At 70.9% G+C, this 23,391-nt stretch carries 21 protein-coding genes; 7 read left to right on the top strand and 14 right to left on the bottom strand.

Annotation, left to right across the window (positions count from 1 at the left end):
* Together ACWEF6_RS26845 and ACWEF6_RS26840 are read right to left on the bottom strand one after the other, a co-directional pair.
* On the bottom strand, window positions 1–297 hold a 297-nt coding region (locus ACWEF6_RS26845; RefSeq protein WP_449685455.1), incomplete at its 3' end, for a TRAM domain-containing protein.
* Entirely contained in the window at window positions 294–2,327 is a 2,034-nt protein-coding gene (locus ACWEF6_RS26840; protein ID WP_449685454.1) for an APC family permease, read from the bottom strand. The genes ACWEF6_RS26845 and ACWEF6_RS26840, both read right to left, overlap by 4 nt.
* 92 nt (window positions 2,328–2,419) lie before the next feature.
* Between ACWEF6_RS26840 and ACWEF6_RS26835 the strand changes: the two genes are divergently transcribed.
* Both ACWEF6_RS26835 and ACWEF6_RS26830 read left to right on the top strand, forming a co-directional pair.
* Window positions 2,420–3,085: a potassium channel family protein gene (locus ACWEF6_RS26835; protein WP_310974893.1), complete on the top strand. Its 666-nt coding sequence runs from the start codon at window positions 2,420–2,422 to the stop codon at window positions 3,083–3,085.
* On the top strand, window positions 3,082–3,738 hold the full coding sequence (locus ACWEF6_RS26830; RefSeq protein ID WP_003067924.1) for a potassium channel family protein: 657 nt from the start codon (window positions 3,082–3,084) through the stop codon (window positions 3,736–3,738). Before ACWEF6_RS26835 ends, ACWEF6_RS26830 begins: the two co-directional genes overlap by 4 nt.
* 628 nt (window positions 3,739–4,366) lie before the next feature.
* Here ACWEF6_RS26830 and ACWEF6_RS26825 read toward each other — a convergent pair.
* Both ACWEF6_RS26825 and ACWEF6_RS26820 read right to left on the bottom strand, forming a co-directional pair.
* Window positions 4,367–5,089 (bottom strand): DUF3159 domain-containing protein, encoded by a 723-nt coding sequence (locus ACWEF6_RS26825; protein WP_449685453.1) that lies wholly within the window; start codon window positions 5,087–5,089, stop codon window positions 4,367–4,369.
* Between the two features lie 9 nt (window positions 5,090–5,098).
* A complete protein-coding gene (locus ACWEF6_RS26820; protein WP_003074944.1) occupies window positions 5,099–5,479 on the bottom strand; it encodes an OB-fold nucleic acid binding domain-containing protein in 381 nt (126 codons plus the stop codon).
* A 135-nt stretch (window positions 5,480–5,614) separates the two neighbouring features.
* Between ACWEF6_RS26820 and ACWEF6_RS26815 the strand changes: the two genes are divergently transcribed.
* Window positions 5,615–6,298, top strand: a complete 684-nt coding sequence (locus ACWEF6_RS26815; RefSeq protein WP_449685458.1) for an alpha/beta hydrolase — start codon at window positions 5,615–5,617, stop codon at window positions 6,296–6,298.
* Between the two features lie 41 nt (window positions 6,299–6,339).
* On the opposite strand, the gene ACWEF6_RS26810 is transcribed toward ACWEF6_RS26815, so the two are convergent.
* Complete coding sequence (locus ACWEF6_RS26810) at window positions 6,340–7,002, bottom strand: DUF3710 domain-containing protein (protein WP_449685452.1); 663 nt, start codon at window positions 7,000–7,002, stop codon at window positions 6,340–6,342.
* A complete protein-coding gene (gene dut / locus ACWEF6_RS26805; RefSeq protein WP_449685451.1) occupies window positions 7,002–7,505 on the bottom strand; it encodes a dUTP diphosphatase in 504 nt (167 codons plus the stop codon). The genes ACWEF6_RS26810 and dut overlap by 1 nt, the downstream gene beginning before the upstream one ends.
* 24 nt (window positions 7,506–7,529) lie before the next feature.
* On the opposite strand from dut, the gene ACWEF6_RS26800 reads away from it, so the two are divergent.
* Window positions 7,530–8,012 carry a DUF3093 domain-containing protein gene (locus tag ACWEF6_RS26800; RefSeq protein ID WP_449680724.1) on the top strand — a complete coding sequence of 161 codons (483 nt, stop codon included), beginning with the start codon at window positions 7,530–7,532 and terminating at the stop codon, window positions 8,010–8,012.
* 140 nt (window positions 8,013–8,152) lie between these two features.
* Here ACWEF6_RS26800 and ACWEF6_RS26795 read toward each other — a convergent pair whose 3' ends face one another.
* Complete coding sequence (locus tag ACWEF6_RS26795; RefSeq protein ID WP_013224476.1) at window positions 8,153–8,461, bottom strand: DUF4193 domain-containing protein; 309 nt, start codon at window positions 8,459–8,461, stop codon at window positions 8,153–8,155.
* 508 nt (window positions 8,462–8,969) lie between these two features.
* On the opposite strand from ACWEF6_RS26795, the gene cei reads away from it, so the two are divergent.
* Window positions 8,970–9,653 carry an envelope integrity protein Cei gene (cei, locus tag ACWEF6_RS26790; protein WP_449685450.1) on the top strand — a complete coding sequence of 228 codons (684 nt, stop codon included), beginning with the start codon at window positions 8,970–8,972 and terminating at the stop codon, window positions 9,651–9,653.
* A gap of 128 nt (window positions 9,654–9,781) precedes the next feature.
* Here cei and ACWEF6_RS26785 read toward each other — a convergent pair whose 3' ends face one another.
* Window positions 9,782–10,600 carry an inositol monophosphatase family protein gene (locus tag ACWEF6_RS26785; RefSeq protein WP_449685449.1) on the bottom strand — a complete coding sequence of 273 codons (819 nt, stop codon included), beginning with the start codon at window positions 10,598–10,600 and terminating at the stop codon, window positions 9,782–9,784.
* A gap of 64 nt (window positions 10,601–10,664) precedes the next feature.
* Between ACWEF6_RS26785 and ppgK the strand changes: the two genes are divergently transcribed.
* Both ppgK and ACWEF6_RS26775 read left to right on the top strand, forming a co-directional pair.
* A complete protein-coding gene (gene ppgK, locus ACWEF6_RS26780; RefSeq protein ID WP_396136973.1) occupies window positions 10,665–11,432 on the top strand; it encodes a polyphosphate--glucose phosphotransferase in 768 nt (255 codons plus the stop codon).
* Between the two features lie 173 nt (window positions 11,433–11,605).
* Window positions 11,606–13,006, top strand: a complete 1,401-nt coding sequence (locus ACWEF6_RS26775) for an RNA polymerase sigma factor (protein ID WP_449685448.1) — start codon at window positions 11,606–11,608, stop codon at window positions 13,004–13,006.
* 55 nt (window positions 13,007–13,061) lie between these two features.
* Here the strand turns inward: ACWEF6_RS26775 and ACWEF6_RS26770 are convergent, their stop codons facing one another.
* The 6 genes from ACWEF6_RS26770 to glgX form a co-directional block, all read right to left on the bottom strand.
* Complete coding sequence (locus ACWEF6_RS26770; RefSeq protein WP_449685447.1) at window positions 13,062–13,454, bottom strand: hypothetical protein; 393 nt, start codon at window positions 13,452–13,454, stop codon at window positions 13,062–13,064.
* Between the two features lie 114 nt (window positions 13,455–13,568).
* The gene (gene glgB / locus ACWEF6_RS26765; RefSeq protein WP_449685446.1) at window positions 13,569–15,776 is read right to left on the bottom strand and encodes a 1,4-alpha-glucan branching protein GlgB; all 2,208 of its coding nucleotides are present in this window, start codon (window positions 15,774–15,776) and stop codon (window positions 13,569–13,571) included.
* Complete coding sequence (locus ACWEF6_RS26760) at window positions 15,773–17,152, bottom strand: maltokinase N-terminal cap-like domain-containing protein (RefSeq protein WP_449685445.1); 1,380 nt, start codon at window positions 17,150–17,152, stop codon at window positions 15,773–15,775. The genes glgB and ACWEF6_RS26760 overlap by 4 nt, the downstream gene beginning before the upstream one ends.
* A 5-nt stretch (window positions 17,153–17,157) precedes the next feature.
* The gene (treS, locus tag ACWEF6_RS26755) at window positions 17,158–18,966 is read right to left on the bottom strand and encodes a maltose alpha-D-glucosyltransferase (protein ID WP_449685443.1); all 1,809 of its coding nucleotides are present in this window, start codon (window positions 18,964–18,966) and stop codon (window positions 17,158–17,160) included.
* 41 nt (window positions 18,967–19,007) lie between these two features.
* Window positions 19,008–20,990, bottom strand: coding sequence for a maltotransferase domain-containing protein (locus tag ACWEF6_RS26750; protein WP_449685442.1), 1,983 nt, complete (start codon window positions 20,988–20,990; stop codon window positions 19,008–19,010).
* A 246-nt stretch (window positions 20,991–21,236) separates the two neighbouring features.
* Window positions 21,237–23,384 carry a glycogen debranching protein GlgX gene (gene glgX / locus ACWEF6_RS26745; RefSeq protein WP_449685441.1) on the bottom strand — a complete coding sequence of 716 codons (2,148 nt, stop codon included), beginning with the start codon at window positions 23,382–23,384 and terminating at the stop codon, window positions 21,237–21,239.
* Between the last annotated feature and the right edge of the window lie 7 nt (window positions 23,385–23,391).

Here is a 23,391-nt window from a genome sequence, read left to right as displayed (position 1 = left end):
TTGGTCGGTGGGTGGGTGGGGGTGCGAAGGGTGCTCAACCGCCCACGCCCTGCCCCGCCCGGGCGCGGCCCGGGGGGCGGGGGGGGCCACCCGGGGCGGCGACGCGCCGAGCACCTCGATCGCGTCGCCGCGGCAGAACGAACCGCCGTTGTCCTCGGTGATCTCGACGCGGACCTGTTCGCCCGGCAGCGCGTGCCGGACGAACACGACCCGCCCGTCCACGCGGGCGACGCAGTGGCCGCCGTGCGCGACCGCGCCGACCTCGACCTCGAGGACGCGGCCCAGCCAGCTCGTCATTCGGCAGGCTCCTTGGGCTTCGGCGCCGCGACCGGCTTCCCGTTGGGCGAGAACCCGCGGCGGACGTCGCCCGCGGCCGGGCGTTCGTTGCGGACCCGCGCGGCTGCCTTGGCCGACGACTCCAGCTGCCACGGCACGCTCGCCACGATCACGCCGGACTGGAACAGCAGCCGGCCCTTGAGCCGCAGTGCGCTCTGGTTGTGCAGCACCTGCTCCCACCAGTGCCCGACCACGTACTCCGGGATGAACACGGTGACCACGTTGCGCGGGTTGTCACCGCGCACGCGCTTCACGTAGTCGAGGACGGGCTTCGTGATCTCGCGGTAGGGCGATTCGACGACCTTCAGCGGCACCTTGAAGTTGTGCGCGTCCCACTCGGCGGTGAGCTTGCGGGTGTCGGCATCGTCCACATTGACCGTCACGGCTTCGAGGACGTCCGGGCGCATCGCCTTGGCGTAGGCCAGCGCGCGCAGCGTCGGCCGGTGCAGTTTGGACACCAGGACGATCGCGTGGTTGCGCGACGGCAGCACGGTCGGGGTGTCGCCGAGTTCCTTCAGCTCGTCGGCGACGCGGTCGTAGTGCCGCCGGATCGCCGTCATCAGCGCGAAGATGGCCACCATCGCGGCGATCGCGATCCAGGCGCCGAGCAGGAACTTGGTGATCAGCACGATCACCAGGACGGTCGCGGTCATGGTCAGGCCGATGGCGTTGACGGTCTGCGAGCGCCGCATCCGCCGCCGCACGCCCGGGTCGGTTTCCCTGGCCAGCAACCGGTTCCAGTGCCGGATCATGCCCGCCTGGCTGACCGTGAACGAGACGAACACACCCACGATGTAGAGCTGGATGAGCCGGGTCACCTCGGCGTCGAACGCGATGATCAGCACCAGCGCGAAGGCGGCCAGGAACAGGATGCCGTTGGAGAACGCCAGCCGGTCGCCGCGGGTGTGCAGCTGGCGCGGCAGGTAGCGGTCCTGCGCCAGGATCGAGCCCAGCACCGGGAAGCCGTTGAACGCGGTGTTCGCGGCCAGCAGCAGGATGATGCCGGTGGAGAAGGAGATGTAGTAGAACGCCGGCGGGAAGTCGGCGAACACCGCGTGCGCGATCTGCGCCACGATCGTCTTCTGCTCGTAGCCCGCGGGCGCGCCTTCGAGCTGCCGCGCCGGGTCTTCGGCGAACTTGACGTCGGTGATCGTGGCCAGCGTGATGATGCCGACCAGCATGGTGACCGCGAGCAGGCCCATCATCAGCAGCGTGGTGGCCGCGTTCTTCGACTTCGGCTTCTGGAACGCCGGGACGCCGTTGCTGATCGCCTCGACCCCGGTCAGCGCCGCCGCGCCGGAGGAGAACGCCCGCAGCACCAGGAACGCGTACCCGACACCCGCGAAGGTGCCTTCGGCGGTCAGCGTGAACCCGGCGCTCTCGGCCTTCATCTCGGTGCCGGTGGCGGCCTGCACCAGACCCCAGGCGACCATGGCGAGAATGCCGATGATGAACCCGTATGTCGGGATTGCGAAGGCCTTGCCCGACTCGCGGATGCCGCGCAGGTTCAGCGACGTCAGCACGACCACGATGACGATCGACGCGAGCACCTTGTGCTGCGCGACCCACGGGACGGCCGAGCCGATGTTGGCCACACCGGACGAAGTGGACACCGCGACCGTCAGCACGTAGTCGACGAGCAGGGCGCTGGCCACGGTGAGACCGAACTTGCCGCCCAGGTTCGTGTTGGCGACCTCGTAGTCGCCGCCGCCGCTCGGGTAGGCGTGCACGTTCTGCCGGTACGAGGCGACGACGACCAGCATGACCAGGGCGACCATGACGCCGATCCACGGCGCGAGCGCGTACGCGGACAGCCCGGCGACGCTCAGCGTCAGGAAGATCTCTTCCGGCGCGTAGGCGACGCTCGAGAGCGCGTCCGACGCGAAGATCGGCAGCGCGATGCGCTTGGGCAGCAGCGTGTGGGACAGCCGGTCGCTGCGGAACGGACGTCCGAGGACCAGGCGTTTCAGCACGGTCGGGAACTTCGACACCACGGAAGCGTAACGGGCGAGGGGCACGGTAGGTTCGGCGCTGGTAGATAGGGGTAGGTACGGACGGGTAACCGCCGAGGAGGAGGCAGGGCGTGCACGTGGTGATCATGGGATGCGGCCGGGTCGGCGCGTCCCTGGCCGCTGCGCTGGAGCGGCTCGGCCACGAGGTGGCCGTCATCGACAAGAACCAGCAGGCGTTCCGCCGGCTCGGCAGCGACTTCCACGGCCAGCAGGTCGTCGGCGTCGGGTTCGACCGCCGGGTGCTGATCGAAGCCGGCATCGAGCGGGCCGGCGCGTTCGCGGCGGTGTCCAGCGGCGACAACTCGAACATCATTTCGGCGCGCGTCGCCCGGGAGAACTTCGGCATCGAGCACGTCGTCGCGCGCATCTACGACCACAAGCGCGCGGCCGTGTACGAGCGGCTGGGCATCCCGACGGTGGCGACCGTACCGTGGACGACCGACCGGTTCCTGCGCACGCTGCTGCCGGACGGCGTCGCGTCGGCGTGGCGGGACCCGTCGGGCAACGTCGCGCTGCTGCAGCTGCCGCTGCACGAGGGCTGGGTCGGTCACTCGGTGAAGTCCCTGCAGGAGGCGACCGGCGCGCGGGTGGCGTTCATCATGCGCTTCGGCACCGGGGTGCTCCCCGACACGAAGACGGTGCTGCAGGCCGACGACGTCGTGTGGGTGGCCGCGCGGTCCGGCACCGTCACCGACGTGACCAGTGTGGCCCACCGCGAACCGGAGGACGAGGCATGAGGGTCGCGATTGCGGGCGCGGGGGCGGTCGGCCGTTCCATCGCCGCCGAGCTGATCGACGGCAGGCACCAGGTGATGCTCATCGAGCGCGAAGCCGACCAGTTCGAGCCGCACGCGGTCGAGCAGGCCGACTGGGTGCTGGGGGACGCGTGCGAGGTCTCGATCCTGGAGGAGTCCGGGATCGAGCAGTGCGACGTGGTGATCGCGGCAACGGGCGACGACAAGGCGAACCTGGTGGTCTCGCTGCTGGCGAAGACGGAGTTCGCGGTCCGGCGGGTCGTGGCCCGGGTGAACAACCCGGCCAACGAGTGGCTGTTCACCGACGCCTGGGGCGTCGACGTGGCGGTCTCGACCCCGCGCATGCTGGCGGCGATGGTCGAGGAGGCGGTCAGCGTCGGCGACCTCGTGCGGCTGATGACGTTCCGGCAGAGCAACGCGAACCTGGTCGAGCTGACGCTGCCGGCGGAGACACCGCTGGCCGGGAAGCCGGTGAGCGAGCTGACGCTGCCGCGCGACGCGGCACTGGTGACGATCCTGCGGGGCGACCGGGTGATCGTGCCGCAGCCGGAGGATCCGCTGGAGCCGGGGGACGAGCTGCTTTTCGTGGCGACCGCGGATGTGGAGCCGGAGATCCGGACGGCGCTGGGTTACTGAGGACTGCTGCGGAAGGCCCCCGGCTCGCGCGCCGGGGGCCTTCGCGTGGGGTTTGGGCCGGTGGCGGGTGACCGGAAATGTCGGTGGCTGCCGGTAGTGTGGAAACCGGGGGCGCCCCTACGCGCGCGGGTTGCCGGCTTCGGGGCTCTCGGGGCCTCTTGCCGCACGGCTCGGCATGATCCGGCCCGGGCGGTTGGGTGTGCGGAGGCGGTGCGTCGGAGCGGGCCCGGCGGACATCGCCGGACCCCACGTCGCCTGATCGCGGCGCGGGTTCTCGTGCTCCGGGCCTCGCGCACCTCGCGTGATTCCGAGCGGGACTCGCGTGAACCGGAGACGGGACTCGCTAACTCGCGTGACTCGATGCGGACCTCGCGTGCTTGACCCCGGATCTCGCGTGCTTGGCCCCGGATCTCACGTGCTTGAACCCGGATCTCACGTGCCGGAAGAGGTTTCTCGCGTGATCGGACGGGCCTCTCGCGTGACTGGAGCGGCATCACGCGTGATCGGGCGGTCGACACGGCGAAACTGTCGGTGCCTGCCGGTAACGTAAAAACCGGGGGGGGTCCCCCTCGCGCGCGGGTTGTGGCGCTTCGCAGCGCGGTGGCCGGCTAAAGGCCTACGGGGGTTGTCAGGCTTCGGGGGCTTGGGCGTACTTTTCGCGCAGCCGGGCTTCGACCTCGGCGTCGGTCTCCGGGGCCGGTTCGGACTCCGCCATCGCCTTCAGGCGCTTGTCCGAGCGGCGGACCGCCCACACCACCACCAGCAGGCCCAGCGCGTACAGCGGGTAGCCCATCGCGATCTTCGCGAAGGCCAGCCAGCCCGTGTAGTCCTCCTGGTAGAGCCACCGCTGCACCACGAACCGGGCCGCGAAGATCGCCGCCATCGCCAAGGTCGCGATGTCGTAGCCGTAGCGGGACGGCTTGTCCTTGCGCCACGCCTGGCCCGTGCCGTTGAGCATGTTCCAGACCACGCCCGCGATCGGCCAGCGGACCACCACCGACAGCACGAAGATGCCGCAGTAGATCAAGCTCGCGTAGATGCCGAACAGGAAGAACCCCTTCGCCGACCCCGTGCGGTAGGCGATGAACGCCGCGATCGCGACGCCGAAGAAACCGGAGATCGCCGGCTGCAGGGGCTCCTTGCGGACCACGCGCAGCACCGTGATGGCCACCGCGCTGCCGATCGACGTCCAGATGGCCGCGGTCAGGCCGAAGAACGAGTTCGCCAGCACGAAGACGATCACCGGCACCGACGAGTAGATCAGGCCGGACACGCCGCCCATCTGCTCGAGCAGGGTCGGCTGCGGCTCTTCGCCGTCGGTCTTCTTCTCGCTCGGGGCGGATTCAGTCACTTTGGGTGATCAACTCACTGGGCTCTGGAGCTCGTAATAGGGGTTGTACAGCACCTTCTGGCCGTCACGCTCGGCCATCCGGCCGCGCACCTTGATCGTCCGGCCAGGCTCGATGCCCGGGATCCGGCGGCGGCCGAGCCAGATTAGCGTCACGCCCTGTGTTCCGTCGAACAGCTCGGCCTCCAGCGTGGCGGCCTCGTTGGTCGGGCAGAGCTCGACGCTGCGGAGCCGCCCCATCACGGTGACCTCTTCGCCCGAGCGGCAGTCGCAGGCCCGCTGCGCCCCCTCGGCGCCCGACCTCATCGACATCTCGTCGGCGTCGAGATCCTCGACATCGCTGGTCAGCTTGCGTACCAGCCGGCTGAAGTAGCCGCCGTCTTTGGCGGACATAGGTGCTCCTGTGCTCCGGGGCCCCCGACAAACTGCTTGCGGCCCGTGCGATTCCAGCGTACTGCGGTCCCCGTCAGGGAAACGCCTTTGCGCAAGGATTGCAACGTGACGTCCGCAATCAGAGTTCCCACCGCGGTGCTGCTGCCCGGCACCGGCTCGGACGAAGTGTTCGTCCGGGCCGTCTTCGAACGGCCCCTGCGCGCCCTCGGTGTCCCGCTCATCGCGCCACCCCCGCCCCCGGGCGCGGCGCTCGCCGACGGCTACCTGGCGGCCCTCGACGCGCTGGCGGGCGAACACGGCGAACTGCTCGTCGGCGGCATTTCGTTCGGCGCCCACCTCGCCGCGGAGTGGGCCGTGCGCAACCAGGCCCGTTGCGGGGGCCTGCTGGCCGCGCTCCCGGCCTGGAACGGCGTCCCGGGCCCGGCACCCGCCTCGCAGGCCGCGACGCTGACGGCGGATCTGGCGGCCGCTTCCGGCGTCGGCGCCGCGCTGGCGCAGACCGAAGGCAGCCCGGCGTGGCTGCGGGCGGAACTGGACCGGGCGTGGCGGCGCCACGGCGACGGGCTGGCGGACGGCCTGCGCGTCGCGGCCGGCCGGCCCTCCCCCACCCTCGCCGAACTGGCGGCGCTGGCCGTCCCGGCCGGGATCGGCACGTGCACCGACGACCCGATCCACCCGACGAAAGTCGCATCGGAGTGGGCGAGCGCACTCCCGCGCGCGGCCCTCGGCGAGACGACGCTCACGGCGCTGGGCGCGGACCGCGAGTCCCTCGGCCGGGCGACCGTCCTCGCCTTCCTGAGGGCCCTCAAGACGCGCTGAAGGGCGCTCTCACCGCGGTGAGAGCGCCCTTCAGGAGCGGGTCAGCCCTGTTGCTGCTGGGCCGCGATGTGCTCGGCGACCGCGTCGGGCAGCGTGATGGTCAGCGGGGTCCGGACCGGCATCGGCGCGTCGCCGCGGTCGACGATCGTCCGCCGGACGATCTCGCGCAGCACCTCGACGGCCGCCGCGGCCTCCGACTGGGGGCCGGCGATGACGCCGCGCAGCATCCAGCGGGGGCGGTCGACGCCGACGAAGCGCAGCGCGACGTCGCCGATGATGGCCGAGATCTCCAGGCCCCACACGCCGCGGCCCAAGGTCACCTTGGCGCCGTCGGAGCGCAGCTGATCGGCCAGCTCGGAGCTGACCTCCCGCCACAGCCCGCCCGAGCGCGGCGCGGCGTACGCGCTGACCGTGATCTGGCCCTGCTCGGTGACGACGTGCACCGCGCGCACGCCCCCGGCCTCCGGGTCCATCTCGACCTGGACCTGGGAGCCGTCGGGCACCGGCACCTTCACCGAGCCGAGGTCGATCCGCGGGATGCCGTCGTCCTCGAAGTCCGCGACATCGAACGGGCCGTCGGAAACGTCCGAAAGCTCCGATTCCTCGTCGTACGCCTCGTCCTCGAAAGTGTCTTCGGCCTCGGGCGCGGCGTGCCGTCCCGCGGACCCGCCCTCGGTCCGCCGCTTGCGTCCGAAAATCCCCACTACTTCTCCGTTCCTTCCCCCGTGGCGGCGCTCGCGGCGAGCGCCGGTGCTTCCAGTGTGGCGTGTCCACCCGTCGAGCCGTAGCCTCCGTCGCCCCTCTCGGTCGCGTCGAGGGTGTCGACTTCGACGAACTCGGCGTGCTCGACCCGCTGCACGACCAGCTGGGCGATGCGGTCGCCGCGGGTCAGCTCCAGCGGGTGCACCGGGTCGTGGTTGATCAGGCAGACCTTGATCTCGCCGCGGTAGCCCGAGTCGATCGTGCCCGGGGTGTTCACCACCGAGAGGCCGGCCCGGGCGGCCAGGCCCGACCGCGGGTGGACGAACCCCGCGTACCCGGGCGGGAGCGCGATCGCGACGCCGGTGCCGACGACGCCGCGTTCCCCGGGTCCGAGGACGATATCCGAGGTGGTGACGAGATCGGCGCCCGCGTCGCCCGGTCGGGCGTAGGCGGGCGGCGGGACATCCGGATCGAGCCGGGAGAGGAGTACCTGAACGCTGGACACGGGCGGCGAGATTACTCTCTACCCGTGGGTGAATCAGCGAAGACGGCCGCGAACGCGACGGTCCGGCACTCCGAACGGCTGTACGTCCCGTGGTGGGGCTGGCCGCTGCCGGTGCTGGGGGCGGTCCTGCTCGCGGCCGAGATCGACCTCGGGTACCCCGGGATCCGGGCGTGGCTGCCGTACGTGATCGCGTTGCCGGTGGTCGTGGCGCTGCTGCTGTCGCTGGGCCGGTCGAAGGTCCGGATCACCGGGGGTGACGAGCCGGAACTGTGGGTCGGCGACGCCCACCTGCCGCTGCGCTACGCCGGCGAGGTGGAGGTCTTCGACAAGGAGGCCAAGCGCAAGGCGCTGGGCCGCGACGGCGACCCGGCCGCCTACGTGCTGCACCGCGGCTGGGTCGGCCCGGTCGTGAAGGTGCACCTGACCGACGCGAACGACCCGACGCCGTACTGGCTGTTCAGCACCCGGCACCCGGAGAAGGTCGCCGAGCTGCTCAAGGGCGCCTGATCGCCGTCCGGACATGGGAAGGGGGCCGGCCTGCCGGCCGGCCCCCTTGTCCCCAGCGCGCTTCGAGCCTCCCCCGGTCTCCCTCGAGGCTCTCCGTCGCGTCTGTTCGTCCCCTGTGTCCGAGAACCCCTCTGCGCTTCTCAGGCGCAGTCGCGGCAGATCAGGCGTCCGCCGTTGTCCTCGGCCAGCCGGCTGCGGTGGTGCACCAGGAAGCACACGGAGCAGGTGAACTCGTCCGCCTGCTTCGGCACCACCTTCACGGTCATGTCCTCACCGGAAAGCCCGGAGAGGTCGGCACCCGGCAGCTCGAAGTTCTCGGCGGTCGCGTCCTCGTCGACGTCGACGACGCCGGACTGGTTCTCGTTCCGCCGGGCCTTGAGCTCCTCCAACGAGTCTTCGGCCAGCTCGTCGGCTTCGCTGCGGCGCGGAGCGTCGTAGTCGGTAGCCATGTGTCCCTCACCCCTGCGATCAGCTTGTGTAGTCGTTTTCCCGGACTCCCGGATGCGCCCGTGAGTCCGCCGTGCCGCTGGTCAACGTTCCAGGGCCCCTGTTTGTGCCCGACGGCCGAAGTGACCGAGGTCTCTTCTTTTCGGGCCTCTTCCTGCGGCCGGAGCCCGGGAAGGGTAGCTCACCGCCGTCCGGGTTCTGCAACGAGTCAGACATTGCCGGGGAATCGTCACCCGACAGGGGGAACCCGCAGGTAAGACGCGTTGTCGTCCGTTCGGGTTGCCCGCAGGTGGAGAACTTCACGCGCGACCCGTGTCCGCTTGCCCCGCGCCACCCCGGCGTGGTGCGATCGCTGCCACGGGGATCGGTCCGGCCGGGGTCCGGTACCGCAGAATTGACACGGGAGCCCACGGGGGTGACCCGGGACGACGCGTGTCGGTCGCAGCGCCTAGGCTGACCGGCCTCGGCGGTGCCCGGTGCGCACGGCCGTGTTCGGGAAGGGACGGGCAGGTGGCGTCGGGGAACGGCATCGGGGACCGTGGGACGCGGCCGTATCGGAAGCACAAGCCGCTGCCGGCGCTGATCGTCATCGGCGTGCTCGCCGTCGGCGCGATCGTCGTCTGGGTGAACGCGGCCATCGGCAAGGGCGACGTCGACGAGGCGGTCAAGTGCGACCCGCCCGCCAGCCCGCCGCCGGGCGTCACGTTCAGCAGCCTGCCCCACAACGCGCTCGACGACCGCGCCCCGGTCCCGCCGGACAAGGTCGCCTACCGGGTCCTCAACGCCTCGGGCAGCCGCGGCCAGGGCGGCATCGCCACGACCGCGCTGAAGGAGCTGGGGTTCACCAGCGCCGCCGACCCGGCCAACGACCCGGCGTACGAGAACCGCGAGGCCAAGTGCCGCGGCCAGATCCGCTTCGGCGAGAACGGCGTCACCGCGGCCCGGACGCTCAGCCTGGTGGTGCCGTGCGCGGAGCTGGTCCAGGACAACCGCAAGGACGCGAGCGTCGACCTGGTGACGGGAACCCTCTTCGGCGACCTGCGGCCCCGCGCGGAGGCGAAGCAGATCATCACGCAGCTCGCCGACTGGTCCAAGACCCACCAGGGCGGCGGCGGCAACGAGCAGTCCGCGGGCGCGAAGGCACCGGTGGTGGACCAGACACTGCTGGCCTCGGCCCGCGACGTCGCCTGCTGACCCGCTGACCTGCGCCGACACTCGGCCCCGCGGGGGCGCCCCCCGTTTTCCACGCTACCGGACGGCACCGACAGTTTCGGCCGCCCGAGGCGACCCGGGCCCGGCCGCCGGAGGTCGCGCCGGGAGGCTCAGACCTCCGCGGCGCCGCAGTCGGACAGGACCTTCCGCAGCGGGTCCGCGATCGACGGCGCCGCCGCGTACGTCGCGTCCGCGCCCAGCTCCGGCGCCGCCCCCGGCAACACGACCTCCGCGCCCGCCTCGGCCGCGATCAGCGCTCCCGCCGCCCAGTCCCAGCGGTTGAGGCCGTGCTCGACGTACGCGTCCAGCCAGCCCGCCGCCACCGCGCACAGGTCCAGCGAGGCCGCCCCGTTGCGGCGGATGTCGCGCACGTGCCCGAGCAGCGAGGCCGCGAAGCGCGACTGCCGCGTCCGCCGCGCAGGCGAGTACGCGAAACCGGTTCCGACCAACGTCACCTCCAGGCTCGACGGCGCCGACACCGCCAGGCGCCGTCCGTCGAGGTACGCGCCCTGGCCGCGGGCCGCCGACCACACGCGGCCGCTCGCCGGCTCGACCACCGCCCCGGCCACCGACACCCCGCCGACCTGGGCCGCCACCGAGACCGCGAACCACGGCAGGCCGTAGAGGAAGTTGACCGTCCCGTCGATCGGGTCGACCACCCACGTGACGCCGTCGCCCGCCGCACCGCCGCCTTCCTCGCCCAGCACCGGCTCGCCGGGCCGCAGCGAGGCCAGCCGCGAGCGCACCAGCTCCTCCGACTCGTGGTCCACCGCGGTCACCACGTCGGTGGCCCCGGACTTGGTGCCCACGGCCACCGACCGGCCATCCGCCATGCCCTCCCAGGCCTCGCGGACCAGGGCGGAGGCTTCCGTCGCGACCTGCACCGCGACGCTTTTCAGCAACGACTCGTCAACTCCCACGTCCGACATGTCACCACATCCGGTTAAAGTCTCCGAGGCAGGCTTCTGAATCGTGCGAGAAGGGACCACGTCCGTGGTGGAGGCGACCCGCCGAGGTTTCGGCATCGACATCGGCGGCAGCGGGATCAAGGGCGCCTTGGTCGACCTGGACGCCGGTCAGCTCATCGGCGACCGCATCCGGATCGAGACGCCGAAGCCGTCCACGCCGTCGGCGGTGGCGGACGTCGTGCACGACGTCGTCACGCAGGCGGGCTGGGACGGCCCGGTCGGCGTCACGCTGCCGGCGGTGGTGAAGCGGGGCGTCGCGCACACCGCGGCCAACATCGACAAGCAGTGGATCGGCACCGACGCCGACGCGCTGTTCGCCAAGCGGCTCGGCCGCAGCGTCGACCAGATCGCGATGCTGAACGACGCGGACGCGGCGGGCATGGCGGAGATCCGCTTCGGCGACCCGGTCGCGCGCAAGGGCGTCACCGCGCTGCTCACCTTCGGCACCGGCATCGGCAGCGCGGTGTTCCAGGACGGCAAGCTCGTCCCCAACACCGAATTCGGCCACCTCGAGATCGACGGTCACGACGCCGAGAAGCGCGCGGCCGCTTCGGTGAAGGACAACGAGGGGCTCTCCTACCCCGAATGGGCCAAGCGGGTGCACCGTTATCTGACCGTGCTGGAGAACTTGATCTGGCCGGATCTGTTCATCGTCGGCGGCGGGGTCAGCAAGAAGGCCGAGAAATGGGTGCCGCTGCTGGACATCCGCACTCCGGTGCTGGTGGCGAGCCTGCAGAACAACGCCGGCATCGTCGGCGCCGCGGCCGCCGCGGCGGAGGGCATCGAGCACTGAATCGGCGCTGAGGGTGATCGCTTCGCACCGCATGCGCGTACCGTCGTTACAATGGAACACGGCCCACGGCTGCGGAGGGCAAAACCGCAGGCCGAGGCGTGATCCCCGAATGTGAGGCAGCAGTGGCACCCGTGCCGTTGCTCGTCGTGATCGACCGCTGCGAAAGGGCGTAAGTGGCAGCCGCAAGAACCGCAACCCGAGGCGGGACGAAGACCGCGACCGCAGCCGGCGAGCCGGCCGAAGAGGCAGCCACCGGGACGGCGAAGCCGGCGGCCCGCAAGACCACCACCGCCAAGAAGGCGCCGGCCAAGAAGGCACCGGCGAAGAAGGCCGTGACCAAGGGCGCGAAGACCGAAGACGGCGAGCCGGACGGTCCCGGCGACCTCGAGGACGAAGACCTCGGTTCGCCCGACCTGTCGGATCTGGAAGAGGTCGAGGTCGACGTCGTCGACGAGACGGTCAACGACGAGCCGGACACCGACTCGGCCGACGACGACGATGACGACGAAGAAGCCGACGAGGAGACGCCGGCTCAGCGTCGCCGCGGCGCCGCGGCCGACAAGGCGGCGAAGGGCTCCGACAACCCGGACTTCGTCTGGGACGAGGAGGAGTCCGAGGCGCTGCGCCAGGCGCGCAAGGACGCCGAGCTCACCGCCTCCGCCGACTCCGTTCGCGCCTACCTCAAGCAGATCGGCAAGGTCGCGCTGCTGAACGCCGAGGAGGAGGTGGAGCTGGCCAAGCGGATCGAGGCCGGGCTCTACGCCGCCGAGCGCGTGCGCACCGCCGAGGAGGAGGGCGAGAAGCTCGTCACCCAGATGCGCCGCGATCTCAAGTGGATCGTGCGTGACGGCGAGCGCGCCAAGAACCACCTGCTGGAGGCGAACCTCCGGCTCGTGGTCTCGCTGGCCAAGCGCTACACCGGCCGCGGCATGGCGTTCCTGGACCTGATCCAGGAGGGCAACCTCGGCCTGATCCGCGCGGTGGAGAAGTTCGACTACACCAAGGGCTACAAGTTCTCGACGTACGCCACGTGGTGGATCCGTCAGGCGATCACCCGCGCGATGGCCGACCAGGCGCGCACCATCCGCATCCCGGTGCACATGGTCGAGGTCATCAACAAGCTCGGCCGCATACAGCGTGAACTCCTCCAGGACCTCGGCCGCGAACCGACCCCGGAAGAGCTCGCGAAGGAAATGGACATCTCCCCGGAGAAGGTCCTGGAGATCCAGCAGTACGCGCGTGAGCCGATCTCGCTCGACCAGACGATCGGCGACGAGGGCGACTCGCAGCTCGGTGACTTCATCGAGGACTCCGAAGCGGTCGTCGCGGTGGACGCGGTGTCGTTCACGCTGCTGCAGGACCAGCTCCAGTCGGTGCTGCAGACGCTGTCCGAGCGCGAGGCGGGCGTGGTCCGCCTGCGCTTCGGCCTCACCGACGGCCAGCCGCGCACGCTCGACGAGATCGGCCAGGTGTACGGGGTGACCCGCGAGCGCATCCGGCAGATCGAGTCGAAGACGATGTCGAAGCTGCGCCACCCGTCGCGGTCCCAGGTCCTGCGCGACTACCTGGACTGAGTTTCTCCACGGCACAACGGAAACCCCGTCACTTCGGTGGCGGGGTTTCCGCGTTTCAGGGCACGGCGAGGCCGCGCTCCCGCAGCGACTGCTCGACGCGCAGGCGCTCGATCTCGCGGTCCATTCCCTCGGGAAGCTCCCCGAGCCGATGCGGGACGCCGACCTGGCGGCAGGCCACGGTGAGGAGCTCGTCGTAGGCCTGCCGGGTGCCGAGCCGCCGGGCGGCCGGCGTCCCGGACGGATAGTCGACGAGCAGCCGGTGCACCCGCCGCAGGTCCGCGGCGACCCGTTCGATCGGCGGGCCTTCGGGCTGCGGCTTCGCGCGCTTCTCCCGGATCCAGCCGACCACCTTGGGGACGCGCAGCGCGCACCAGAACAGCACCGTGGGCGCGAGACAGACCACGGCGAAGAGGATCAGGTTCGCGAGGACGCCACCGGCGCCATCCATCCCCCGATGGTAAGCCCGCACCACCCGCCCGGCGGAAGCCTTTTCGGCGCATCTCGCGTGATCAGAGCCGGAACTCGCGTGATTGAAGACGGAACTCGCGAGTTCCGGGGTGGGTCACGGGAGTTCGGGGGTCTCCCGGGCTTCTTCGACCAGCCAGAGGACGCCCGCCGGGGGGAGTTGGAGGACGGCGGAGGCCGGCTGGCCGTGCCAGGGCTCCTTGACCGCCTCCACCGCGCCCATGTTGCCGACGCCGGAACCGCCGTAGGCCTCGGCGTCGGTGTTGACGACCTCCAGCCAGCGGCCCGCCGAAGGCAGGCCGACCCGGTAGTCGTGGTGCGGGACGCCCGCGAAGTTGGCCACGCAGGCCAACCGCGAGCCGTCGGTGCCGATGCGCAGGAAGCTCAGCACGTTGCCGCTGGAGTCGTTCGCGTCGATCCAGCGGAAGCCGTCCGGTGAGGTGTCCTGGCTGTAGAGCGCCGGGGACGACCGGTACACCGTGTTCAGCGACCGCAGCAGCTCCCAGACGCCGAGGTGCAGCGGCTCGTCCATCAGGTGCCAGTCGAGCGAGCGCGACTCCGACCACTCCCCCGGCTGGCCGAACTCGCCGCCCATGAACAGCAGCTGCTTGCCCGGGTGCGCCCACATGAACGCCAGCAGCGAGCGCAGCCCGGCCGCCTTGTTCCACGCGTCGCCCGGCATGCGGCCCCACAGGGATCCCTTGCCGTGCACCACTTCGTCGTGCGACAGCGGCAGCACGAAGTTCTCGCTCCACGCGTACACGAGCGAGAACGTCATCTCGTTGTGGTGGTAGGCCCGGTGGATCGGCTCGTGCGAGAGGTACCGGAGCGTGTCGTGCATCCAGCCCATGTTCCACTTGAAGCCGAACCCGAGGCCGCCCAGGTGCGTCGGGCGGGTGACGCCCGGCCAGGCCGTCGACTCCTCGGCCACCATCACCACACCCGGGTGTCGCTTGTAGACGGTCGCGTTCAGCTCCTGCAGGAACCGCACCGCGTCGAGGTTCTCCCGCCCACCGTACTGGTTGGGCAGCCACTCCCCTTCCTTGCGGGAGTAGTCGAGGTACAGCATCGACGCGACGGCGTCCACGCGCAGGCCGTCGAGGTGGAACTCGTCGAGCCAGAACAGCGCGTTGGCGACCAGGAAGTTGCGGACCTCGTTGCGGCCGAAGTCGAACACGAGCGTGCCCCAGTCGGGCTGCTCGCCGCGGCGCGGGTCCGCGTGCTCGTACAGCGGCGTGCCGTCGAAGCGGGCCAGCGCCCAGCTGTCACGCGGGAAGTGCGCCGGCACCCAGTCCACCAGGACGCCGATCCCCCGCTGGTGCAGGCGGTCGACGAAGTAGCGGAAGTCGTCCGGCGAGCCGAAGCGGGACGTCGGCGCGTAGTACGACGTCACCTGGTAGCCCCACGAGCCGCCGAACGGGTGCTCCGACACCGGGAGCAGCTCGACGTGCGTGAAACCGGTTTCGACGAGGTAGTCGCCGAGCTGGTCGGCCAGTTCCCGGTAGTCGAGCCCGGGCCGCCACGAGCCGAGGTGCACCTCGTAGACGCTCATCGGCGCCGCGGCCCACTGCGTGGCTTCGCGCCGGGCGACCCACTCGTCGTCGTCCCAGACGTGAGCGGAACTGGTGACGACCGACGCCGTCGCGGGCGGCTGCTCGGTGGCGAACGCCAGCGGGTCGGCCTTTTCGTGCCAGTTGCCGTCGGCGCCGAGGATCCGGAACTTGTAGCAGGTGCCCGCGCCGACACCGGGCACGAACAGCTCCCAGACGCCGGACGAGCCCAGCGAGCGCATCGCGTGCCCGCGCCCGTCCCAGCCGTTGAAGTCGCCGATCACCCGGATCCCGCGCGCGTTCGGCGCCCAGACCGCGAACGACGTCCCCTCGACGACCCCGCCCGGGGTCTCGTAGGACCGCACGTGCGCGCCGAGCGCCTCCCAGAGCCGTTCGTGCCGGCCCTCGCCGATCAGGTGCAGGTCCAGCTCGCCCACCGTGGGCAGCCAGCGGTACGGGTCGTCGGCGGTCGCCGTGTGCCCGTCGTACTCGACTTCCAGCCGGTAGTCACCGGGGTGCTCGGGCACGGCGACGGCGAACAGCGCGTCGATCACCGGTTCCATCGGGTACTTCTCGCCGCCCGCGCGGAGCGTGACGCCTTTCGCGCCGGGCAGCAGCGCCCGGGCCGCGAAGCCCTTGCCCACCGCGTGCACGCCCAGCACCGAGTGCGGGTCGTGGTGGGACCCGGCGAGCAGCCGGTCGATGTCCGCGGCCGGCGGGGCCGCGGCCGGGAGGCCTTCGGGGACCGCGTTCACGGTGTCGTCCCTCCGCTAGTGATCCGGGCGATCGAGGCGAGCGGCACGCCCAGCCAGTCCGGCCGGTTCGCGTGCTCGTAACCCACTTCGTAGACCGCTTTGTCCAGTTCGAAGGCGCGCAGCAGCTCGCCCTGCTCCCGCGGGTCCGCCGCGATCGCGGCGTAGCCCTCGCAGAACGCCGCCCGGTTGCGCTCCGACCATTCGTGCGCGCGCTCGGCCAGCGCACTGTCGTCCGGCTGGCCGACCAGCATCTGCTGGGCCGCGTAGTCGAACGACCTCAGCATGCCCGCGACGTCGCGCAACGGCGACCGGAGCGCGTGCCGTTCTTCCACCGGGGCCGCCGGCTCGCCCTCGAAGTCGATCAGCAGCCAGCCGCCGACGGTCCGCAGCACCTGGCCCAGGTGCAGGTCGCCGTGGATGTACTGCATGGTCACCGAGTCCAGCGGCAGGGTGCGCAGCTTCTCGAACGCCGCCCGCAGCGCCGGGGCGTGCGCGGCCAGCTCGGGCACGCGCGCGGCGATCGTGTCGAGCCGGTCGAGCATCGCCTTCGCCGAGCGTTCCAGCTCGTCGGCGTCCACCGGCTCGGTGCCGAGCGCCTCGGCCAGGTCCGCGTGCACCTCGGCGACGGCCCGCCCGAGCCGCTCCGCCTCGCCGGCGAAGTCGCCGCCGACCTCCTCGGCGTGCAGCTCCGGCGCGGCCATCAGGTCGCGGACGCTGGTGGTGGCCATCGCCCAGCCGTCGACCGCGTCCGGGACGAACTGCTGGAGCATGCCGACCGTGGTCGGCTCGCCGTCCAGGTCGCCGGTGATCGAGCCCAGCGGGGCCGCGATGTGCTTGCTGCCCACCGCCTGCAGCGCGCGGTGCAGCAGCAGGTCCTTGTTCTTGCCCGGCGACAGCTTCCGGAACAGCTTGAGGATGTACTGCCCGGCGTAGACCAGGGACGTGTTGCTCTGCTCCGAGGTGATCGGCCGGGCCCGCAGGCCGGTCTCCAGCTCGACACCGGGCTCGTGCTCGAAGGTCAGCGATCCCACGGACTCCTCGCGGGCCATCAGGTCCAGCAGCACGCCGGTGACGTCGAGGTCGCCGGACGCCTCGTAGGCGTTGAGGTCGCCGACGGCCCCGATCCAGCTGGTCGACGCGATCTCCGGCGGATGCGTCCGGCGGCCCACCAGCAGCTGGTAGGGCTCGCGCCGGTCGTCCTGGACGACCTCGATCACCACGTGCAGGAGCTGTGGATCGCCGGACACCAGCTCGGTCACGCCGAGCGTCCGGACGCCGGTGACCAACCGGTCCTTGCCGGCGAACCACCGCTGCTCCGGCAGCCAGCGCTTCAGGTCCTCGGTCAGGTCGTCGACCAGCTCGCGCGGGTCGGACAAGGGACTCACCTCGCTTCGCCTTCGTCTCCCGGGCTCGTCAGCTGGAACCAGTAGAAGCCGTGCCCGGGCAGCGTCAGCAGGTACGACAGGTCCCCGATGCTGGGGAACCGCACGCCGCCGGTGAGCTCCACCGGCGTGCACCCGCGGTGCGCGGACAGGTCCAGCTCCACCGGCTGCGGGAACCGGGACAGGTTGTTCACGCAGAGCACGACGTCCTCGCCGCCGTCCGGGCGCCGCCACTGGCGCTTGTAGGCCAGCACGCTCGGGTTGGACCCGCCGAGGTCGACGAACTCGCCCTCGGCGAACGCGTGGTGCTGCTTGCGCACCTCGATCATCCGGCGGGTCCAGTTGAGGAGCGACGAGCTGTTGTTGGACTGCGCCTCGACGTTCAGCCCCTGGTAGCCGTACACCGGGTCCATGATCACCGGCAGGTAGATCCGGCCGGGGTCGCAGGAGGAGAACCCGGCGTTGCGGTCCGGGGTCCACTGCATGGGGGTGCGGACCGCGTCGCGGTCGCCGAGCCAGATGTTGTCTCCCATGCCGATCTCGTCACCGTAGTACAGAACGGGCGAGCCCGGCAGGGACAACAGCATCGCGGTGAACAGCTCCTGCTGGTTGCGGTCGTTGTCCAGCAGCGGCGCGAGCCTCCGGCGGATGCCGATGTTCGCCTTCATGCGCGGGTCCTTGGCGTACTCCGCGTACATGTAGTCGCGCTCTTCGTCGGTGACCATCTCGAGGGTCAGCTCGTCGTGGTTGCGCAGGAAGATGCCCCACTGCGTGCCGCTGGGGATCTCCGGGGTCTGGGTGAGGATCTCCGAGATCGGGAAGCGCGATTCGCGGCGCACGGCCATGAAGATCCGCGGCATCAGCGGGAAGTGGAACGCCATGTGGCACTCGTCGCCGCCGACCTGCGGGTCACCGAAGTACTCGACGACGTCCGAGGGCCACTGGTTCGCCTCGGCCAGCAGGATCCGGCCCGGGTACTCGTCGTCGACGACCTTGCGGCAGCGCTTGAGGAACTCGTGCGTGCGCGGCAGGTTCTCGCAGTTGGTGCCCTCCTGCTCGAACAGGTACGGCACGGCGTCCAGGCGGAACCCGTCGATGCCCAGGTCGAGCCAGAACCGCAGGACGTCGATCATCGCGTTCTGGACGTCGACGTTCTCGTAGTTCAGGTCGGGCTGGTGGGAGAAGAACCGGTGCCAGTAGAACTGGCCGCGGACCGGGTCGTAGGTCCAGTTCGACGTCTCGGTGTCGACGAAGATGATCCGCGCGTCGGCGTAGCGGGAGTCGTCGTCGCTCCAGACGTAGTAGTCGCCGTACGGGCCGTCGGGCTCGCTGCGGGACTGCTGGAACCACGGGTGCGCGTCCGAGGTGTGGTTGAGCACCAGGTCGGTGATCACCCGGATGCCGCGCCGGTGCGCTTCGTTGAGCAGGAAGACGAAGTCCTCGACGCTGCCGAACTCCGGCAGCACCGCGCGGAAGTCGCTGATGTCGTACCCGCCGTCGCGCAGCGGCGAGGCGTAGAACGGCGGCAGCCACAGGCAGTCGATGCCCAGCCAGGCCAGGTAGTCGAGCCGCCCGGCCAGGCCGCGCAGGTCGCCGGTGCCGTCGCCGTTGGAGTCGGCGAACGCGCGCACCAGCACTTCGTAGAACACCGCGCCCTTGAACCACTCGGGGTTGCTCGGCGCCTGCTGCGCCGAGCGGAAGTCCCCGGCCTGCGGTTCCACGAGCATGCCGTCGGCGGTCATCGCCTCGCCGGTGTGCGGCACACCCTCCAGCCCGGGTACCGCCTCGGGAAGGCCTTCATCCACCATGTGTTGCCACCTCAGTCCCTCGGATTCCTGTCCTTCCGTTCTCAGCCGGCCAGCCGCCGCCGCACCGACACCACGTGGGCCACCGCCCGCCAGGGTTCGAGGCGGACGAAGTTCGCCGGGCCCCAGTCCCAGGTGTCGCCGGTGACCTCGTCGTGGGCGATCAGCCGTTCGTGCGCTTCGAAACCGAGCGCGCCGGTGTCGAGCCAGAGCGTGCCCTCCTGGGGCCCGTACGGGTCGAGGGTGACGACCGTGACCACGGTGTCGCCGGTGGCCGGGTCCTGTTTGGAGTAGGCCAGCAACGCGTCGTTGTCGACGTGGTGGAAGTGCAGGGTGCGCATCTGCTGCAGCGCCGGGTGCGCGCGCCGGACGGCGTTCAGCTTCGCCAGCCATGGCTCCAGTGAACGCCCCTCGGCGAGCGCGCGCTCGAAATCGCGTGGACGCAGCTGGTACTTCTCGGAGTCCAGGTACTCCTCGCTGCCTTCGCGGACCGGGACGTGCTCGAACAGCTCGTAGCCGGAGTAGACGCCCCAGGTCGGCGAGAGCGTCGCCGCCAGCGCCGCCCGCAGCGCGAACATGCCCGGGCCGCCGCGCTGCAGCGACTCGTGGAGGATGTCCGGCGTGTTGACGAACAGGTTCGGCCGGCCCTCGTTCCAGTGTTCCCGCAGGTCGATGCCGAAGTCGATCAGTTCCTGCTTGCCGGTGCGCCAGGTGAAGTAGGTGTAGCTCTGGGTGAAGCCGAGCCGGGCCAGGCCCCACAGGCGCGCCGGGCGGGTGAACGCCTCGGCCAGGAACAGCACGTCCGGGTGGGCGTCCTTGACCGACTGGATCAGCCAGGCCCAGAAGTCCGGCGGCTTGGTGTGCGGGTTGTCGACCCGGAAGATCTTCACCCCGTGGTCGATCCAGACGGTGATGACCCGCAGCATCTCTTCGTAGACGGCCTTGGGGTCGTTGTCGAAGTTGATCGGGTAGATGTCCTGGTACTTCTTCGGCGGGTTCTCGGCGTAGGCGATCGAGCCGTCCGGGCGGGTGGTGAAGAACTCGGGGTTCTTCAGGACCCACGGGTGGTCGGGCGCGGCCTGCAGCGCGAAGTCGAGCGCCACCTCCATGCCGAGCTCGTCCGCGCGGGCGACGAAGGCGTCGAAGTCCTCGAAGGTGCCCAGCTCGGGGTGGATCGAGTCGTGGCCGCCCTCGTCGGCGCCGATCGCCCACGGCGAGCCGACGTCCTCCGGCTTGGCGTCGAGGGTGTTGTTGGGTCCCTTGCGGTTCACTCGCCCGATCGGGTGAATCGGGGGGAGGTAGACGACGTCGAAGCCCATTTTCGCGACGCGGTCGAGCGCGGTCGCGGCGGTGGCGAAGGTGCCGTGCACCGGCTTGCCCTCGGCGTCGAGGCCACCGGTCGAGCGGGGGAACAGCTCGTACCAGGAGCCGTACGCGGCGCGGCGGCGGTCGACCCACACCTTGTGCGGCTTGCCCTTGGTGATCAGCTCCCGCACGGGGAACTCGCGCATGACCTGGCGGACCTCGGGCGAGAGCGCGGGCCCGACGCGCTCGGCGAGGCTGCGCTCCTCGTCGCGCAGGGCCTTCACCGCGCCGGTCAGGAGCGCCTTCTCGCCGCGGCGGTCCGGGCGGCGGGAGACGCGCTCGATCAGCCGGGCGCCGTTCTCGAGGTCGTTGGCGAGGTCTTCGGGGCCCTGCCCGGCGGCGACCTTCACCTCGACGGCGTGCTCCCACGTCGCCCAGGGGTCGCTCCACGCGTCGATCCGGAACGTCCACATCCCGGTGGTGTCCGGGGCGATCACCGCGGCGAACTCGTCGGGGTGGTCGGGACCGCGCGGCACCATCCGCGTCTGGCGGGTCAACCGGTCTTCCGGGCCCCGCCACGCGACTGTCGCCGCGACGGCGTCGTGGCCCTCGCGCCAGACGGTCGCGAAGACCGGGATGTGTTCCCCCACAACGGCTTTGGCCGGATACCGGCCACAGCTCACGCTGGGGGAGACGTCGTCGATGCCGAGCCGGCCGGTCATGGGCAACGCCCTTCGATGTGTCGGTTGGACGCAGACGGCGACAGTCTGCCTGACTCGATCAAGCGCCCACGAGGCAGGGTTCTTTAGGCATGTACCCAGTCCCCGCCGACCGAAACGCTTCCGCCGCAACGAATTTCCAGCGGATGTCCGGCAGGTTAAGCCGGCGCGCGAACGACACGCGAACCCGAACGGCCAAGACCCGTACCCGAACGGACGATTCCCGCTGTGCTCGCCGGGTCGTACGGGTCAGTAGGGCTCGGGGCGGGGTTCGGCGGCGAGGCGGGGGGCGCGGAGCAGGAGGAGGGAGCGGGACTGGAGGGTGACCCGGCTCTTGGCCTCCAGGGTGCCGGGGTTGGCCGGGCTGCCGTCGGCGGTGCTCGTGTCGAGGGTCGGCTTGAACGTCTCGCCGTACTCGCGGCCCGGGAGGATCACCTCGGCCGGGGCGTCGCCGGCGTGCAGCCAGAGCAGCCACGAGTGGTCCGGCACCAGCTCGCCCTCGCGGTTGCGGGCCTGGCTGTTCGAGCCGTCGATCCACATGCCGAGCGTGTGGCGGTCCTCGAACCAGTCGCTTTCGCCGAACTCCTCGCCGTCCGGGCGGAACCAGACCAGGTCCGGCTTGCCGGTCGGCGTGGTCCGGCCTTCGAAGAACTCCGGCTGCCGCAGCGCCGGGCTGTTCGCGCGCAGCCGCACCACCCGGCGGGCGAACGCGAGCATGGCCTCGGCCTCGGGGGTGTCCGGCGTCCAGTCGAACCACGACGTCTCGTCGTCGAGGCAGTACGCGTTGTTGTTGCCGCGCTGGGTCCGCCAGAACTCGTCGCCCATGGTCAGCATCGGGGTGCCGGTGGACAGCAGCAGCGTGGCGAACATGTTCCGGGCCTGCCGGGTGCGCAGCGCGCGGATCGCCGGCTCGGCGCTCTCCCCCTCGGCACCGTGGTTCCACGAACGGTTGTCGTTCGTGCCGTCGCGGTTGTCCTCGCCGTTGCCCTCGTTGTGCTTTTCGTTGTAGGACACCAGGTCCCGCAGCGTGAAGCCGTCGTGCGCGGTGACGAAGTTGATCGACTGCCACGGCCGCCGGAGGTTGTGGTCGTACAGGTCCGACGAGCCGGACAGCCGGTAGGCGAGGTCGCGGACGCCGGTCGCGCCGCGCCAGAAGTCCCGCACGGTGTCGCGGTAGCGGCCGTTCCACTCGGCCCACTGGGCCCCGAAGCCGCCGACGCGGTAGCCCTCGCCGGTCGCGTCCCACGGCTCGGCGATCAGCTTGCACCGCGAGAGCACCGGGTCGGTGGTGATCGCCGTGAGCAGCGTCGACGCCGGGTCGAACGCTCCCCCGCGCGGGCGGCCGAGGGTGCTGGCGAGGTCGAACCGGAAGCCGTCGACGCCCATCTCCTGCGTCCAGTACCGCAGCGAGTCGGTCACCAGCCGGACCACCGTCGGCGAACCGGCCTCCAGGGTGTTGCCGCAGCCGGTGATGTCGGCCATGTGCCCGCGCTCGGTGTGCAGGTAGTACACCGGCGCGTTCAGCCCGCGGAAGCTCAGCGTCGGCCCGTCCGGCCCGCCCTCGCAGGTGTGGTTGAACACGACGTCGAGGATCACTTCGATACCGGCCGCGTGCAGGGCGGCCACCATCAGCCGGAACTCTTCGACCTCGTGCCCGGGTTCGCTGGCGTAGCCGGCGTGCGGGGCGAAGAAGCCGAGCGGCGAGTACCCCCAGTAGTTGTGCCGTCCGGCCCGGACCAGCGACGGCTCGTCGAGGAACGCGTGCACCGGCAGCAGCTCGACCGAGGTGACGCCGAGGCGGGTCAGGTACTCGATCGCCACCGGGTGGGCCAGGCCGAGGTAGGTGCCGCGCAGCGCCTCCGGGATGAACGGGTGCTGCTGCGTGAAGCCCTTGACGTGCAGTTCGTAGACCACCGCCTCCTCGAACGGCACCTCCGGCTTGATCCCGGTGTCCGGCCCGCCCGGCGAGGTGACCACCGACAGCGGCACGCTGCCCAGGGAGTCCACAGTGGACATCGGGCCGCGCTCGGGGTCGCCGGTGAAGCCCTGGGCCGCGGCGAGGTCGGTCAGCCCGCCGGTGATCTGCCGGGCGTACGGGTCGACGAGCAGCTTGTGCGGGTTGCACCGCAGGCCGCGGGCCGGGTCGTACGGGCCGTGGATCCGGTACCCGTAGCGCTGCCCCGGCGTCACCCCGGGCACCAGGCCGTGCCAGACGCCGAAGGTGCGCTCGGTGAGCGCGATCCGGCGTTCCGACCCGTCCGCGTCGATCAGGCACAGCTCGACGGCGTCCGCGACGGCGGACGTGATCGCGAACCGCACCCCGCCGGCCTCGGGGTGGGCTCCGAGCGGGAAGGGGCGGCCGGCGAGGACGTGGTCGGCGGAGGGTCGTGTGGCCATTCCTGAA

The sequence above is a fragment of the Amycolatopsis sp. NPDC004772 genome (genome assembly GCF_053601215.1).
Note: the sequence above shows the minus strand (reverse complement) of the source record. Positions and strands in the feature narration are given on the sequence as shown.

Bases quoted from the DNA above. Each gene is read 5' to 3' on its own strand.
- ACWEF6_RS26750 (WP_449685442.1), bottom strand. From the start codon at position 20,990: ATGACCGGCCGGCTCGGCATCGACGACGTCTCCCCCAGCGTGAGCTGT.
- ACWEF6_RS26770 (WP_449685447.1), bottom strand. From the start codon at position 13,454: ATGGATGGCGCCGGTGGCGTCCTCGCGAACCTGATCCTCTTCGCCGTG.
- ACWEF6_RS26795 (WP_013224476.1), bottom strand. From the start codon at position 8,461: ATGGCTACCGACTACGACGCTCCGCGCCGCAGCGAAGCCGACGAGCTG.
- ACWEF6_RS26830 (WP_003067924.1), top strand. From the start codon at position 3,082: ATGAGGGTCGCGATTGCGGGCGCGGGGGCGGTCGGCCGTTCCATCGCC.
- ACWEF6_RS26785 (WP_449685449.1), bottom strand. From the start codon at position 10,600: ATGTCGGACGTGGGAGTTGACGAGTCGTTGCTGAAAAGCGTCGCGGTG.
- ACWEF6_RS26820 (WP_003074944.1), bottom strand. From the start codon at position 5,479: ATGTCCGCCAAAGACGGCGGCTACTTCAGCCGGCTGGTACGCAAGCTG.
- glgX (WP_449685441.1), bottom strand. From the start codon at position 23,384: ATGGCCACACGACCCTCCGCCGACCACGTCCTCGCCGGCCGCCCCTTC.
- treS (WP_449685443.1), bottom strand. From the start codon at position 18,966: ATGGTGGATGAAGGCCTTCCCGAGGCGGTACCCGGGCTGGAGGGTGTG.